The following is a 15,273-nucleotide window of genomic DNA, read 5'->3' on the forward strand; positions in this document are numbered from 1 at the left end:
CCTGCTCCACAAGAAAAAGGGGACGGAGGGGATTAAGCCGTATTCGCCCCTCCCGCGTCGCATTCTGCATTGGCGGCGTGACGCAGGTGTGGTTGGATACGACTTAATCCCCTCCGTCCCCTTTTTTTGCATGAATCTTGTTGATCGCTTTCTGTCTGGCCTGATCCCGCGTTTGCCTGCCGAGGATGCCCCGCAGTGGGCACATGTCCAGGGCGCCAGCGCCGAGGACCTGCAGCGCCTGCGTGTGCAGTGGCCGCAGGTGCCGGGCAGCCTGGTGGAACTCCTATCGCGCGTGGATGGCACCCACTACCGGGAGTACCCCGGCGGCAAGGTCTGCGTACTGATGCTGGGCTCGGACGTGGAGGACGGTGGCTACCCGTACTACCTGCGCTCGGTCGCGCAGATCTTCGAGGACCAGCAGCAGTGGGACGACAGCATCCGTTCCATCTACGAAGAGTGGCTGGATGAGGAGCCGGAGATCCTCGGTGAAGGCATCGACGGTGATCTGCCGATGAGCAGGCGCCTGTGCTTCTCGCACTGCATGAACAACGGCGGCACCTCGATGCTGTACCTGGATTTCGATCCGGCACCGGGTGGTACGGTCGGCCAGGTGGTGCGCTACCTGCACGATCCAGACAGCTACGCAGTGATCGCCCCCAGCTTCGACGCGTACCTGCAACAGATGATTGATCGCGATTATGCGTTCATCGACCAGGACGAGGATTGAAACCCAGCCGAGCATGGGCTCGGCTCTACAGTAGATTCACGCCATGCGTGGATGACGACCTCACCCACGCTCGATCCAATGCAACGTGCCCGGCTCGAACGCCAGCAGGTCCGCTGCGGCCAGCTGATCCCGCGACCAGCGCCGTTCCGGCGGCTTCGGCTGCCGGGCACCCACCGAACCGTCATAGTCGCGCACCAGCAGGCCGATGCGCGCGGCCCCAGCCTGCAACAGCGCGTCGATACGCTGCAACCACTGGCCGGCATCATCCAGGGCTTCATCGCGGCGTGCCTGCTGATCCTGTTCATGCCGCGCCAACTGCGCCGCCAACGCGCGCGCGATCTTCGCTTCGCTCCAGCCCTTCCTGCGCCAGCGTTCGGCATCGCCGTTCCACTCACGAACCGCCTGCGCCGAGGCCAGCGACGTGCCGCAATCGCAGTGCACGGCACTCAACCACGGCTGCCAACCGGGCCCGACCGCTGACTGCAGGCTGGGCGAATCCTGCGCAAACAGGCGCCGGCCACTGCGCTGCATGATCGCGGCGGCTTCAACGTGCGATAAGGATGCGGGCAGGAACAGGGTAATGAAGGTGCACATGCGGGCATCCGGGTCCGTCCGGGGATGCCTGCATGATAAATGCACGATGGGGTCAGAACCCTTTCCCGCGGAAAGGGATCCGCCCCCCGATCCCGCCGGTCAGGCGATGCCCAACCCCGGAATCGCGCTGATGCTGTCCGGATCGAACCCGGCCAGTTCGGCGAAATGGCGTCCGCGCGCCACGTAATCGCGGTAGGCCCCGAAGCTCGGCGCACCCGGCGACAGCAGCACCACCCCGCCCTGTGCGCCCAGCGCCATGCGCGCCAACGCCATCGCCTCGGCGAGATCGCCCGCAGCGTGCAGGCCAAAGCGGCCAGCATCGGCCAGCGGCTGCAGCATCGCGTGGATGCGCGGGCCGTTGCTGCCCATGGTCACGATCTCCACCGGCGGCACATCGTGCGCCATGTGCTGCATGAAGTCGGTCCAATCCAGGCCACGGTCGTGCCCGCCCACCAGCAGCGCGATGCGCTGCCCAGCAAAGCACTCCAGCGCGGCCAGGCTGGCATGCGGCGTGGTGCTGATCGAATCATTGACGTAGGTCAGGCCATCGGCCACGCCGATGCGCTGCAGGCGGTTCGGCAGCGGGCGGAAATCCTGCACTGACGGTGCCAGCGCCACGGCATCCAGGCCCAGCGCTTCCAGTGCAGCCAGCACCGCGCACAGATTGCCGCGGTTGTGGCGTCCCGGCAGCGGCGTGTCGCGGGTATCGAACACCGCCTGTTCGCCGCGATGCACGATGTCGCCCCGCATATGCCAGCCCTGCGGCTGGTTGAACCAGACCACCTCACTATCGGGCAGCGACAGTGCCGCCAGGTGCGGATCGGCCGCATTGAGCACGGCAATGCGCGGCGCGGCTTCCGTCACCAGCCGCAGCTTGTCTTCGATGTAACGCCGTTCGCTGCCGTGCCAGTCCAGGTGTTCCGGGAACAGGTTCAGCACCACTGCCACCTGCGGGTGGGCGCCACTGCGCGCCACTTCACCGGTCTGGTAGCTGGACAGCTCGACGGCCCAGTACTCGGGCGCCGGCTGCGGGTCCAGCACCTCCAGCAGCGGCAGGCCGATGTTGCCGACCAGTCCGGTGCGGTGGCCGGCCGCGCGCAACAGGTGCGCGACCAGCGCGGTGGTGGTGCTCTTGCCCTTGGTGCCGGTCACGCACACGGTGTCGTGCACGATGCCATCGTCAGCCGCATGCTCGGCGAACCACAGCGCAGTGCCGCCGATGAAGGTGGTGCCCTGCGCTGCCGCCGCCAGCGCGATCGGCTGATAGGGACTGATGCCGGGCGATTTGATCACCACGTCGAACGCGGCCAGCGCTTCAGCGGAAGGCTCGCCACGCACGTCCAGGGCGCCCTGTGTTTCCATGCGTGCGGCCCCGACTTCGGCCGCCGGGCAGAACAGGCTCAGCGGCAGCGTGGGCAGGCGCTCACGAAGTACCGCAAACGCGGCACGGCCCTCGCGGCCCCAGCCCCACAGCGCGACGCGCTTTCCTTCAAGCTTCGAAATCTTCACGCACCCGGTCCCACAGCGCAGCCGGAACGCGGTGCTCGCCCTGCAACTGCAGCAGCGGCGCCAGTTCCAGTTCGGCGGCATCCAGCTGCGGCTGGATTTCATTGCAGAAGCGCTTCACCAACACGTCTTCCTTCCATTCCGGGCGCTGGGCCAGGGTCGCCATCGCCGCACGCGATTCGCGGCCTTCGCCCACGCACTCGAACGGCTTGTGGTCCTGGAACTCCAGCAGCGCGTCGAAGCCAGCGGCCTGCTCGGCATCGTCCAGCAGGTTGCGGCCGAAGATGCGCACCAGGCGCGTCTTGGGCATGAACGGAGCCAGCGCCAGGAACACGAAATGGCACTTCGGGCAGACGCCGCACCAGCGGTTCACCGGGCGCTCGCCGAGGATGTGGAAATTGCGGTTGCAGCTGGAGAAGTGCGCGTCGTAGAAATCGGTCTTGGCGAACTGGCGGGCCACCGCCAGCTCGGACATCGGGCGCAGCAGCGAGTAGTACTGCAGGTCCGCCGCAACGTACTTCTGCACATGGCTGCCGAACGCCTGCTCACAGGCCCAGCCCTTGGACCACTGGTGGTTCACTTCGCCGGTGCCCGGAATCTGGCTGCCGTAGCTGGCCGAACGCTCGTTGGAGAACACGACCTGGTCCACGCCGTGCAGCAGGGCCGCCAGCACCATGATTGCCGAGTTCACCACCGTCACCGGGATGTGGCCGTTCCAGGCGCCCTGGCGGTTCAACTCGAACAGTTCCGGTGCCAGCGTGCGGCCCAGGTTCAATGTCGGCAGGCCGGTGCGCTCGGCGCAGGCGCGGATCAGCTGCGAACCACCGATCCAGGTCACGGTCTCGTCCACGCCGGCACGGCGCAGCGCTTCGATGCTGACCAGCGAATCCTTGCCGCCGCCGATGGCCACCAGTGCGTGCGGCTGCAGGCCCAGCGCCGGCGCCTGCCCGGCCTCGCCCTGCACCGGCAACCGGAAGCGGCCGCGCAGGTTCAGGCCGTTACGGTAGGCGAATTCGCCCAGGCCATTGAGGTAAATGGTCTCCACCAGTGCGGCGGTATCGGCATCGATGCTGTAACTGTCGATGCTGACCGTATCCGGTACGCCGGCCTTGTAGTAGCTGACGCCGGCAATCAGGTGCAGCAGCTGCAGCGCGCGCTGCACGGCAGCGGCGCGCGCCTCGTCCAGCACGAACGGGGCACCCGGCACAGTGATGGTCTCCACCATCTCGGGGCCGTCGTCGAAGGCATAGACCAGCCGGGCCACGCCGGTATCCGCTGCGAAGTCGCAGCGGACGAAGCGGAAGCGGGAAACCTGGTGTTTGTCGAAAGCAGTCATGGTGTATCCGGTCAGGCACGGGCCCGCGCGAGGGCGCGGGGCGTGTCGGTGGGCGGGTGCAGCCCGCGTGCGGTGGTCATTCGATCACGTCTTCGCGCGGCAGCATCCGCTGGTTGTAGGTGTTGGCCATCACATAGCCGTAGGCACCGGCATCGGCGATCAGCATCACGTCGTCCGGCGCGGTCGACACCGGCAGCTTGCGGCGCTTGCCGAACACATCGCTGGATTCGCAGATCGGCCCGACCACATCGAACGCCGCTTCGGCATAACCGCCCTGGCGGCTGAGATTCTCGATGTCATGCCAGGCGTCGTACAGCGCCGGGCGCATCAGTGCGTTCATGCCGGCGTCCAGGCCCACACGGCGCACACCGTCCTTTTCCACCACCTGGGTGGCATGGGTCAGCAGCACGCCCGATTCGGCCACCAGGTAGCGGCCCGGCTCGATCGCCAGGCGGAATGCCGGGTGCAGTGCCTTGACCTCGGCCAGGCCCTCGGCCCAGGCGTCCAGGTCGAAGGGTTCGTCTTCGTCGCTGTACGGAATCGGCAGGCCGCCACCGATATCGATGGTCTGTACGCTGCCGATGCGGCGAGCGAAACCGGCGAGCTCATCGCACATCAGGCGCCAGTGCTGCGCGGTTTCCACGCCGCTGCCCAGGTGCGCATGCAGGCCCACCACGCGGCTGCCCAGTTCGGTGGCCGCGCGCACGAACTCGTCGACGCGGGCGATCGGCAGGCCGAACTTGGACTCCTTGCCACCGGTACGGACCTTGGCGTGGTGGCCCTCGCCCCGGCCCAGATCGACGCGCAGCCACAGCTCGCGGTTGCGGAACAGGTCCGGCCAGCGCTGCAGCGCTTCCACGTTGTCGACGGTCACGGTCACGCCCAGCGCGAACGCCGCCTCGTACTCGCTGCGCGGGCAGAAGCTGGGGGTGAACAGCACGCGCTTGGGCGACAGTTCCGGCAGGTGCTGGAACACATGCTTCAGCTCACCGTGCGACACGCACTCCAGGCCGAAGCCCTCCGCTTCCAGCAGCTGCAGGATGGCCGGGTGGCTGTTGGCTTTGATCGCGTAGTAACGCTGGTCGATCGGCTTGATCGCGGCCAGCGCACGGGCGCGGGCACGCACCGTCGGCAGGTGGTAGACGTAGCGCGGCGTACCAGCATCGGCCAGCTGCAGCAGGTGCGCACGCTGGCCGCGCCACCACGGCGTGCCGCGCGGGCGCACGGTGCCGGCAATCTCGCGCCAGCGCGGGCCGAACACTTCGGTCTCTTCCACCGGCATCGCGCCGCTGTCGATCAGCTCTGCGTGCAGGATCGGCAGCAGGCCATCGGCATCGGCCTCGTCGATGACGAAGGTCAGGTTCAGGTCGTTGGACGACTGCGAGATCATGTGCACGCGCTCGCGGCCGAAGGTGGCCCACACGTCCGACAGCTTGTGCAGCAGCGACCGCATGCCGCGGCCCACCAGGGTGATCGCCGCGCACGGCACGATCACCTTCACCTTGCAGATCTGCGACAGGTCGGCCGACAGCGCGGCCAGCACATCGGTGTTGACCAGGTTCTCGGACGGGTCCAGCGACACGGTGACGTTGGTCTCGGCCGAACCGATCAGGTCCACCGACAGGCCGTGCTTCTTGAACAGGTTGAACACATCGGCCAGGAAGCCGACCTGCTGCCACATGCCGATGCCTTCCATCGACACCAGCACGATGCCATTGCGGCGGCTGATCGCCTTCACCCCCGGCACCGGTGCGGCGCTGCCATCGATGCTGGTGCCCGGCAGTTCCGGGCGCTCGGTATCGAGGATGGCCATCGGCACGCCGGCATCGCGGCACGGCTTGATCGAGCGCGGGTGCAGCACCTTGGCGCCGGTGGTGGCGATTTCCTGCGCCTCGTAATAGTCCAGGCGGGTCAGCAGGCGCGCGTCCGGCACGTCCTTCGGATTGGCGCTGAACATGCCCGGCACATCGGTCCAGATCTCCACCCGGCTGGCGCCGAGCAGCGCACCGAAGTACGCCGCCGAGGTATCCGAGCCACCACGGCCAAGGATGGCGGTACCGCCATCGGCATGCCGCGAAATGAAGCCCTGGGTGATCAGCAGGCGGGTCGGCTGCGCGCGGAAGCGCTGCATCCACTCCGCGTCTGCGCGCCACTGGCAGTTCACCGACAGGCGCTGCGACCAGTCGCTCTGGTTCGGCTGCGGCGGCATCGCGTCCAGCCACTGGCGGGCGTCCATCCAGCCCATGTCCAGGCCCGAGGCGCGCAGATAGGCCGCGCCCAGGGTGGAGGACAGCAGCTCGCCCTGGCCCAGCACTTCGGCCTGCCAATCCAGCGGACGGGTGGCCGCCCGCGCATCGTCGAGCAGGCCCTGCAGCGCCGCCAGCCGTTCGGCCAACACCTCGCGGCCCAGGCCGAGTTCGGCCAGGAAGCCCTCATGGCGCTCGACAAGCGCTGCCACTCGATCACCGCTGTCCGGCGCGCCGTCGGCAATCGCGGTCAGTTCGTTGGTGACCCCGGACAGCGCCGATACCACCACCAGCACGCGCGATCCGGTCTCTTCCGCGCGTTTTTTCGCCAGCTTCCCGATCGTGTCCCAGCGGTGACGACGCGACACCGAAGTGCCGCCGAACTTCAGTACGATCCAACGATCGACAAGGGGGGAAGCTGACATGGATTGGCTATGTAGAATGTGGGGAAGCCGCCCTCGGGGGCGGAACCTTTGATTCTAAGCGCAATATCCCCGTAGATGGCCGTCCTCCGTTACCTGCAGCTCGATGTCTTCGCCCCCCGCCCCGGAACCGGCAATCCACTGGGCGTCATCCTGGACGCCGACGCGCTCTCCAGCAGCCAGATGCAGGCCCTGGCCGCCTGGCTGAACCTGTCCGAGACGGTGTTCTTCCTGCGCCCCACCGCGCCCGGCGCCGACTACCACATCCGCATCTTCACCCCGACCCGTGAGCTGGCCTTCGCCGGCCACCCCAGCGTCGGCGCCGCCTGGGCGGCGGTGACCTACGGCCTGGCCCAACCGCGCGACGGCGCCCTGCTGCAGCAATGCGCGGCAGGGGTGCTGCCAGTACGGGTGAGCGGCCCGGCCGAGGCACTGGAGATCCAGCTGGCCAGCCCGCCGGCACGGCAACTGGACACGGAGGCAGACGGAGCGCCCGCCGCGCTGTTGGCGCTCGCTGCCGACGGGCAGGTGCCCGAACTCTGGGACAACGGCGCACGCTGGTGGCTGCTGCCACTGCGCGATGCCGCCGCCGTTCGCGAGCTGGCACCGGACATGGCCGCGCTGGCCGACTGGAGCCTCGCCACCGACGCTACAGGCCTGGCCGTCTTCGCCGATGAAGCCGGCACCGGCCACACCCGCGTGGTGCGTGCCTTCTGCCCCGCTGATGCGCCCGCCGTGCCCGAGGATCCCGTGACCGGCAGTGCCAATGCACTGATCGGCGCCTGGCTGCGGCAGCGCAATGCCCTGCCCGGCCGCGAGGGCCGCTACGTGGCCAGCCAGGGCCGCGAAGTCGGTCGCGATGGTCGCGTGCAGGTACAGGTCGATGCGCAGGGCACGGTGTGGATCGGCGGCCAGGTGCAGCCGGTCATCGACGGCCAGATCCGTTGGCTGTAAAGCCGAGCGTAGGCTCGGCGCTGCAGCGGCGCGTTAAGCTGCGCGCCACCCGATCCTGGAGTTTCGCCCCGATGACCACCCGCCGTTTCCTGCAGCTGGATGTGTTCTCCCCGCGCGCCGGCGCTGGCAACCCGCTGGCCGTGGTACTCGATGCCGAAGGCCTGGACGACGCCAGCATGCAGGCCATCGCACGCTGGACGCGCCTGCCCGAGACCACCTTCGTGTTCCCGCCCCAGGCCGCCGGTGCCAGCTACCGGCTGCGCATGTTCAGCCCGCAGAAGGAAGTGCCGTTCGCCGGCCACCCCAGCGTCGGCACGGCGCATGCGGTACTGCAGGCAGGCCTGGCCACACCGATCGACGGCGTGCTGGTGCAGGACGGCATTGCCGGCGCCCTGCCGCTGCGCGTCAGCGGTGAGGGCGCGCAGCAGCGCATCGCCATCCGCACCCCGCGCGCGCAGTTGGCGGAGACCGCTGAAGCCACCGATCCGCACCTGCGGGCAGCACTGAAGGACTGGCCACTGGGCTCGCTGCCGCCGGCGCGCATGCAGGGCGGACGCAGCTGGTGGGTGGTGCAGGTGGCCGATGAAGCAGCACTACGCGCGCTGCGCCCTGACTGGGACGCGGTGGCTGCGCTGGCCGAGTCCACCGACAGCATGGGCGTGTTCGCCTATGCCTTCAGCGATGGCAGTGAGGGATTCGATCTGGCCGTGCGCGCTTTCGTCGGCAATGGTCGGCGCTTCGAGGACGCCGCCTCGGGGGCCGCCAATGCAGTGCTGGCCGCGTGGCTGGACCTGCGCGACGCGCTGCCACGTGGCCGTGCGCCGTTCGAAGTCAGCCAGGGCCGCGAAGTCGGCCACGATGCGCGCCTCACCCTGCGGGTCGACGAGGACGGCGAGGTCTGGTCGGGCGGCCAGGTGCAGACGGTGATCACCGGCACCCTTGATTGGTAAAGGGATACTGTAGAGCCGAGCCCACGCTCGGCTGCTCCTCGGCCAGATCACGGGACCTGCAGAAGCCGAGCATGGGCTCGGCTCTACAGATGCGCCGGCTCAGCCCAGTTCGGCTTCCAGGCTGATCGGCACCGCGCTCAGCGCCTTGGATACCGGGCAGTTCTGCTTGGCGTCATCGGCAATGGCACGGAACTGCGTCGCATCGATGCCGGGCACCACCGCCCTGACCTTCAGGCGGATCTGCGACAGCTGCGGACCGCCTTCCAGCGACAGGTCGACCTTGGCTTCGGTGTCCAGCGAGGTCGGGGTGAAGCCTGCTTCGCCGAGCTTGGCCGACAGCGCCATGGTGAAACAACCCGCGTGCGCGGCGGCGATCAGCTCTTCCGGATTGGTGCCCTTTTCGTCGCCGAAGCGGCTGTTGAAACCGTAGCGGGTCTTCTCCAGCAGCCCACTCTGCGGCGTGCTCAACTGGCCCTTGCCCGTCTTCAGATCGCCTTCCCAGTGCGCGGTGGCGTGTCGCGAGATTCCCATTGTGCTGCTCCTGCGTGGCGGTGATGAACGGCTACCCTGGCACGCCACGCGTTAGCCCTGCGTCGCTCCGCCGCACGCCGGACGTCGTCCCCGAGCCCGGCGCGTGGACACTTCCTCGCCAGCCCGGAACGCATTTTCCTCTTGTTTTCAGTGGTTTCGCGCACCCCACCGATCGGCGGGCGCCGGCGATCGAACACGCTGGCGTGCCCCCATCCCCCACCGCCGACCATGTACTGAATCGGCCTGGATATGAAAAAACATGCACTTTCCGCGCTTCGGGCTATTGGCGGCGCCCAAGAGTTGCCCTACATTGCGCTTGCCGACGGGGTTCGGCGCCGACCAAACAACCAACCGTTCACGGAACAGGAAACCATGGCAAAGACCGCTAAGAAGGCTGCCCCGAAGAAGGCAGCGAAGAAAGTCGCGACGAAGGCAGCCGCCAAGCCGGCCGCTCCGAAGCCGATCAAGGAAGTGCTGACCAAGTCCGGCCTGGTTGCACACATCGCTGAAGCCTCCGGCGTCATCGCCAAGGACGTCCGCGCTGTGCTGGCCTCGCTGGAAAGCGCCGTCGCCTCCTCGGTGCACAAGAAGGGCGCTGGCTCCTTCACCCTGCCGGGCCTGCTGAAGATCACCACCGTCAATGTGCCGGCCAAGCCGAAGCGCAAGGGCATCAACCCGTTCACCAAGGAAGAGCAGTGGTTCGCCGCCAAGCCGGCCACCACCAAGCTGAAGGTGCGTCCGCTGAAGAAGCTGAAGGACGCCGCGCTGTAAGCGCGCGCCCCAACGTGGATTCCGACGGGACGGCTCTGGCCGTCCCGTTTTTTTTGCGTGCCCGGCGGTAGATCCACGCCATGCGTGGATGCGTCGCGCTGCGGCAATCCGCAACACAGCGTTGCCGCCTCCCCGGCAATGCCCGTACAGGCCCGTCGCCACTGGCCGAGCGCGGCTTGGGCAGGTGCTGGAACGTACCGGGTGGAACACTGCGTGCAGCGCCGGCCGTCGCCTCAGGCCGTGGCCTTGCCTATGGTGGGCACATCCTCCACAGCTACGGCGAGCACACCCTCATGGCCAGCCCCTCCACCCGCTACCGGATCTCGGTGACCCCCATCGAAAAGGACGGGCTGCAGTGCACAGGGCGCTGCACCATCGAACTGGAGCATCGCGCCAGCCGCGACCTGATGCGCCTGCTGGAGGCGGCCCCGCGTACCGCCGGTATCAGCGGCGACGAGCGTGCGACCCTGGTGATCGCCACCCAGCTGCTGCGCGATATCGTGCAGCGCCATGCCGAGACCGGCGGCCACGCACTGGCGGCCATCGCCGGCCAGGTCCTGCCAGCGCTGGACGCTCTGGATCAGCTGCCCTCCTCCCGCTGATCCCGGCGCAATCGCTACACTGCCGCCCTCCAGGTTGCCTCGCGGAGGAGGCAGACATGCGCAGGAACCTGTTGCTGATCGCACCCTTGGTGCTGCTGGGCTGTTCACGCCCGGCAGCACAGACGACCGGCGACATCGCGGCAGCGTCCGCTCCCGTCGCTGCCACCGCAGCCACGGACACCCGCACCGGCCGCGATCCCGCAGCAGTGCAGGCAAGTGAAATGCCGGTGCTGTCTGCTGTCGCCGACGGTGCCGAGCCGCCATCGACGATGCTCAACCGCTACGTAGCGGCGTTGCTCAACCGCGACCGCGCCGCCAGCGATGCCGCCTGGACGATCCCGCCCAGCGACCCGCGGCATGCGGACGACGCCGCACTGCGGCAGCTGCAGGACCTGCGCACCCTGCGCCTGCACAGCGACCCCCCGCTCGCCCGCGACGATCGGCAGCCACCGCAGCTGCTTGAAGTGCCGGTGCAGATCCGCGCGGTCACCGCCAACGGTGCGTTCCGCTTCGGTGGCTGGTACCGCGTGCAACCCAGCAGCGATGGCAGCGCCTGGCAGATCCAGTCGGCGCAACTGCGTCCGATGCTGGACTGAACCGTTACAGCCGCATGCACGCGCGATTCAGCCTGCACGGCTACTCTTTGATCCATCCATTCCCTGCCATCGGTCACCGCCATGCGCCTGCGTTCCCTGATGACCCGCCTCGCTGCCTCCACCGTACTGATCGCCGCTGCGATCGGCGCGCAGGCGGCTCCCTCCATTTCCGGCCGCGAACTGTCGGTGGGTGCCAGCGACGTGCAGCAGTACCTCGATGGCAGCTTCCCGCGCACCCAGGATGCCCTTGGCGGCCTGATCTCCCTGACCATGAGCCATCCTCAGCTGAGCCTTCCGGCCGGCGAGCGCTTGAACCTTGGCATGGACGTGGCACTGGCCACCGCCGGCGGCAACCCGGCCAAACTGGGTACGGTGAAGCTCAGCAGCGGCCTGCGCTACGACGCGCAGACCCAGGGCTTCCACCTGCAGCAGCCCAGCGTGGATGACTTCACCCCGGCCAACCAGGGCGGCCGCCTCGACTCACGCACCCGCGGCCTGCTCAATGCCTGGCTGAGCGACTACGCCCAGCGCGAACCGATCTACAAGCTGGACCCGGCCGTGGCCGGGGTGCTCGGCGCGCTGCAGGTGCAGGCGGCACAGGTCAAGAACGGCAAGCTGGTGGTCACCTTCAACCAGAACCTGGGCAACCTGGTGCCGGCAGGCCTGCTGGGCAAATAAGGTAGTGCCGGCCGGCGGCCGGCACTACCGGCAAGGCATCACGCGGCAAGTGCCTTGACCACCGCCTCGCTGAAAGCAGGAATGTCATCCGGCTTGCGGCTGGTGATCACGTTGCCGTCGACCACGACCTCGGCATCGCGCCAGTTCGCGCCCGCGTTGGCCAGGTCCTGCTGAAGGGAGGGCCAGGAGGTCAGCTCGCGGCCATCTGCCAGCCCGCTGTTGATCAGCAGCCACGGACCATGGCAGATCGCCGCGACGGGCTTGCCGGCTTCATCCACTGAGCGGATGAAGCTGAGCACCGCGTCGTCGGTGCGCAGTGTGTCCGGATTGATGACGCCCCCTGGCAGCACCAGGGCATCAAAGCCCGCCGGATCCGCCTCGTCCAGCGGAATGTCGACCGCGACGGCGTCGCCCCAGTTCTTCTCTTTCCAGCCCTTGATGGTCGCCTCCTTTGCGGGCGACACCACGCTGACCCGCGCACCTTCCGCTTCCAGCAGCCGTTTGGGCTCGGTCAATTCGGACTGTTCAAAGCCGTGGGTCGCGAGGATTGCGATCTGTTTGCCCTTCAATCGCTCTGCCATGGGTGCACTCCAGTTGGGGGAGTGCACAGCGTGGACGAACGGCCCTTGCACGGCGGTGACCCTGCCGTGCACGGCAGGTGGAGAGCCTCCCGCTAGTGCCGGCTGCTGGCCGGCACTCCCCGTCGCGGGTCAACGCTTGGGCTGCAGCATGGTGCCGGTGCACTTGGGCGAGCCGCAGCGGCATTCCCAGATCTTCTTCAGCTTGGCGGTGTGGCGCTCGGCCAGCGTGATGCCGTAGTTGTAGGTCAGCTCTTCGCCAGCCTTGATATCGCGCAGCGCCTCGATGAACACCTTGTCGCCACGGCTGTCGCCATCCTCATCCTCCTCGATCACCGCCTCGCAGTTCGGGTCGCAGCTGTGGTTGATCCAGCGCGCATCGTTGCCCTTGTAGTTGGCATCGATCACCCAGTCGTCATTGAGGGTGAACAGGAAGGTATGGCCGCTTTCGACGTCGCCGCTGTCATCGGCATCAACGTCGCCATGGCTGCGCAGCAGGCCCTTGTACTGGATCACGCGCTCGCCCTGCTTGATCGGGGCGACGGCGAACACGCCGTTGCCATGGATGGCGGACTTGCGGGCTTGGATCTTCTTCGGCATCGGCACGGGCTGTTTGCAGCGGATGGAACAGGGATTCTCGCCCATTCCGGGTGATTGCGAAAATCACCCGGTTGGCGCAGCATGGCGCCCCCGGCAGCGCCCGCTGGCAACGCCTCCCGGCCCGGCCCCAGCGCCGGCTGAATGCCCGGGTTGGATGGTGGCGAATAAAAGCGTACAATTTCAGTCCGCTTTAAGAACCACTCGCATCCCCATGTTGCGCGTCACCAAGCTCACCGATTACGCCACCGTCGTGCTGACCGTGCTCGCCGCCCGTCCGGGCGAGGTGCTCAGTGCCACCGAACTGGCCGAATTCACCGGCCTGGAGCCGCCCACCGTCAGCAAGGTACTCAAGCCGCTGGCCCAGGCCGGCCTGGTCGAAGGCCTGCGCGGCGTCCGTGGCGGCTACCGGCTGACCCGCCCGGCCATCGAGATCTCGCTGTTCGAAGTGGTCGAAGCGATGGAAGGGCCGCTTGCCCTGACCGAATGCAGCCACGACCACCACCAGTGCGGCATGGCACCCAAGTGCGGCGCGCGCAGCAGCTGGCGGTTGATCAACGACGTGGTCTCCGAGGCCCTGCGCGACGTCAGTCTTGCGCAGATCCTGCCCCCTCTTCCCCTTGCCGATGACGAACAGCGCCGCACCATCGCTGTCGACGTCGTCTCCTGATCCACAGGCAGCCCCCCCATGGCCACCGAAACCATCGAAAACGTCGCCCACGACGACACCCCCAACCGCGAGATCCACGAGCAGCTCGGCCGCAAGTATTCGGCCGGCTTCATCACCGAGATCGAGTCGGACTCCCTGCCGCCGGGCCTGGACGAGGACACCATCCGTGCCCTGTCGGCCAAGAAGGACGAGCCGGAGTGGATGACGCAGTGGCGCCTGGACGCCTATCGCCACTTCCTGACCCTGCCGATGCCGGACTGGGCCAAGCTGGAGATCGCCCCGATCGACCTGCAGGCGCTCAGCTACTACTCCGCGCCGAAGGGCCCGAAGTACGCCTCGCTGGACGACGTGCCGAAGGAACTGCTCGACACCTACGACAAGCTGGGCGTGCCGCTGCACGAGCGCGCCAAGCTGGCCGGCGTGGCGGTGGATGCGGTGTTCGACTCGGTCTCCGTCGGTACCACCTTCCGCAAGGAACTGGCCGAGAAGGGCATCATCTTCTGCTCGATGTCCGAGGCCATCAAGGAACACCCGGAGCTGGTGCGCCAGTACCTGGGCACCGTGGTGCCGGTGGGTGACAACTACTTCGCCGCACTCAACTCGGCGGTGTTCTCCGATGGCAGCTTCGTGTTCATTCCCAAAGGCGTGCGCTGCCCGATGGAACTGAGCACCTACTTCCGCATCAACGCCGGCCACACCGGCCAGTTCGAGCGCACCCTGATCGTGTGCGAGGACAAGGCCTACGTCTCCTACCTGGAAGGCTGCACCGCACCGATGCGCGATGAGAACCAGCTGCACGCTGCGGTGGTCGAACTGGTGGCACTGGAAGATGCGGAGATCAAGTACTCCACGGTGCAGAACTGGTACCCGGGCGACGAGAACGGTGTCGGCGGCATCTACAACTTCGTCACCAAGCGTGCCGAATGCCGCGGCGCGCGCAGCAAGGTCACCTGGACCCAGGTCGAGACCGGCTCGGCGATCACCTGGAAGTACCCCTCGTGCGTGCTGCTGGGCGACGATTCGGTCGGTGAGTTCCACTCGGTCGCGCTGACCCATCACCGCCAGCAGGCCGACACCGGCACCAAGATGATCCACGTCGGCAAGCGCACCAAGAGCAAGATCGTCAGCAAGGGCATCAGCGCCGGCCGCGGCCAGAACACCTACCGCGGCCTGGTGCGCGTGGACCGCAATGCCGACGGCGCGCGCAACTACACCCAGTGCGATTCGCTGCTGATCGGCAAGCAGTGCGGTGCCCACACCTTCCCCTACATCGAGGTGAAGAACCCGGGCGCCACCGTCGAGCACGAAGCCACCACCTCGAAGATTTCCGACGACCAGCTGTTCTACTGCCGCGCCCGTGGCATCAGCCAGGAAGACGCGGTGTCGATGATCGTCGACGGCTTCTGCAAGCAGGTGTTCCGCGAACTGCCGATGGAGTTCGCAGTGGAAGCCAAGAAGCTGCTGGAAGTCTCGCTGGAAGGTTCGGTGGGCTGACCGCCCGCCCCTGCCCCTCGC

Annotated in this window: 16 protein-coding genes; 9 read left to right on the forward strand and 7 right to left on the reverse strand. The window is 67.5% G+C overall.

What is annotated here, in order from left to right:
* Window positions 1-130 precede the first annotated feature (130 nt).
* Window positions 131-727, forward strand: a complete 597-nt coding sequence (locus AC5P7X_RS07910) for an SMI1/KNR4 family protein (RefSeq protein WP_053496876.1) — start codon at window positions 131-133, stop codon at window positions 725-727.
* Between the two features lie 60 nt (window positions 728-787).
* On the opposite strand, the gene AC5P7X_RS07915 is transcribed toward AC5P7X_RS07910, so the two are convergent.
* The 4 genes from AC5P7X_RS07915 to AC5P7X_RS07930 all read right to left on the reverse strand — a co-directional run bounded on the left by AC5P7X_RS07915 (window position 788) and on the right by AC5P7X_RS07930 (window position 6,834).
* Window positions 788-1,321, reverse strand: a complete 534-nt coding sequence (locus AC5P7X_RS07915) for a hypothetical protein (protein ID WP_053496874.1) — start codon at window positions 1,319-1,321, stop codon at window positions 788-790.
* A gap of 99 nt (window positions 1,322-1,420) precedes the next feature.
* The gene (gene murD, locus AC5P7X_RS07920) at window positions 1,421-2,830 is read right to left on the reverse strand and encodes a UDP-N-acetylmuramoyl-L-alanine--D-glutamate ligase (RefSeq protein WP_053496872.1); all 1,410 of its coding nucleotides are present in this window, start codon (window positions 2,828-2,830) and stop codon (window positions 1,421-1,423) included.
* Window positions 2,811-4,163 carry a UDP-N-acetyl-alpha-D-muramoyl-L-alanyl-L-glutamate epimerase gene (murL, locus tag AC5P7X_RS07925; RefSeq protein ID WP_329841454.1) on the reverse strand — a complete coding sequence of 451 codons (1,353 nt, stop codon included), beginning with the start codon at window positions 4,161-4,163 and terminating at the stop codon, window positions 2,811-2,813. The genes murD and murL overlap by 20 nt, the downstream gene beginning before the upstream one ends.
* Window positions 4,164-4,239: 76 nt before the next feature.
* On the reverse strand, window positions 4,240-6,834 hold the full coding sequence (locus tag AC5P7X_RS07930) for a bifunctional aspartate kinase/diaminopimelate decarboxylase (RefSeq protein WP_061479209.1): 2,595 nt from the start codon (window positions 6,832-6,834) through the stop codon (window positions 4,240-4,242).
* A 75-nt stretch (window positions 6,835-6,909) separates the two neighbouring features.
* Here AC5P7X_RS07930 and AC5P7X_RS07935 point away from each other — a divergent pair, with 75 nt between their 5' ends.
* Together AC5P7X_RS07935 and AC5P7X_RS07940 are read left to right on the forward strand one after the other, a co-directional pair.
* Entirely contained in the window at window positions 6,910-7,785 is an 876-nt protein-coding gene (locus AC5P7X_RS07935; protein WP_495214706.1) for a PhzF family phenazine biosynthesis protein, read from the forward strand.
* Window positions 7,786-7,856: 71 nt separating this feature from the next.
* On the forward strand, window positions 7,857-8,735 hold the full coding sequence (locus AC5P7X_RS07940) for a PhzF family phenazine biosynthesis protein (RefSeq protein WP_495214707.1): 879 nt from the start codon (window positions 7,857-7,859) through the stop codon (window positions 8,733-8,735).
* 99 nt (window positions 8,736-8,834) lie between these two features.
* Here the strand turns inward: AC5P7X_RS07940 and AC5P7X_RS07945 are convergent, their stop codons facing one another.
* A complete protein-coding gene (locus AC5P7X_RS07945) occupies window positions 8,835-9,266 on the reverse strand; it encodes an OsmC family protein (protein ID WP_005415607.1) in 432 nt (143 codons plus the stop codon).
* Window positions 9,267-9,638: 372 nt separating this feature from the next.
* Between AC5P7X_RS07945 and AC5P7X_RS07950 the strand changes: the two genes are divergently transcribed.
* From AC5P7X_RS07950 to AC5P7X_RS07965, 4 genes are all read left to right on the forward strand, one after another.
* Window positions 9,639-10,037: an HU family DNA-binding protein gene (locus tag AC5P7X_RS07950; protein ID WP_005415606.1), complete on the forward strand. Its 399-nt coding sequence runs from the start codon at window positions 9,639-9,641 to the stop codon at window positions 10,035-10,037.
* A 293-nt stretch (window positions 10,038-10,330) separates the two neighbouring features.
* Window positions 10,331-10,639 carry a DUF3861 family protein gene (locus AC5P7X_RS07955; RefSeq protein WP_005415605.1) on the forward strand — a complete coding sequence of 103 codons (309 nt, stop codon included), beginning with the start codon at window positions 10,331-10,333 and terminating at the stop codon, window positions 10,637-10,639.
* Window positions 10,640-10,695: 56 nt separating this feature from the next.
* Window positions 10,696-11,235: a hypothetical protein gene (locus AC5P7X_RS07960; RefSeq protein WP_329841452.1), complete on the forward strand. Its 540-nt coding sequence runs from the start codon at window positions 10,696-10,698 to the stop codon at window positions 11,233-11,235.
* Between the two features lie 81 nt (window positions 11,236-11,316).
* Complete coding sequence (locus tag AC5P7X_RS07965; protein ID WP_005415603.1) at window positions 11,317-11,913, forward strand: YceB family lipoprotein; 597 nt, start codon at window positions 11,317-11,319, stop codon at window positions 11,911-11,913.
* Between the two features lie 38 nt (window positions 11,914-11,951).
* Here AC5P7X_RS07965 and AC5P7X_RS07970 read toward each other — a convergent pair whose 3' ends face one another.
* Window positions 11,952-12,494 (reverse strand): type 1 glutamine amidotransferase domain-containing protein, encoded by a 543-nt coding sequence (locus tag AC5P7X_RS07970; RefSeq protein WP_005415602.1) that lies wholly within the window; start codon window positions 12,492-12,494, stop codon window positions 11,952-11,954.
* 129 nt (window positions 12,495-12,623) lie between these two features.
* Window positions 12,624-13,091, reverse strand: a complete 468-nt coding sequence (locus AC5P7X_RS07975; RefSeq protein ID WP_012479369.1) for an SET domain-containing protein — start codon at window positions 13,089-13,091, stop codon at window positions 12,624-12,626.
* A 211-nt stretch (window positions 13,092-13,302) separates the two neighbouring features.
* Between AC5P7X_RS07975 and AC5P7X_RS07980 the strand changes: the two genes are divergently transcribed.
* The gene (locus AC5P7X_RS07980; RefSeq protein WP_049414161.1) at window positions 13,303-13,758 is read left to right on the forward strand and encodes an SUF system Fe-S cluster assembly regulator; all 456 of its coding nucleotides are present in this window, start codon (window positions 13,303-13,305) and stop codon (window positions 13,756-13,758) included.
* Window positions 13,759-13,776: 18 nt separating this feature from the next.
* A complete protein-coding gene (sufB, locus tag AC5P7X_RS07985) occupies window positions 13,777-15,252 on the forward strand; it encodes a Fe-S cluster assembly protein SufB (RefSeq protein ID WP_019659402.1) in 1,476 nt (491 codons plus the stop codon).
* Window positions 15,253-15,273 lie beyond the last annotated feature (21 nt).

Source organism: Stenotrophomonas sp. YJH_SMC_53, assembly GCF_059369995.1.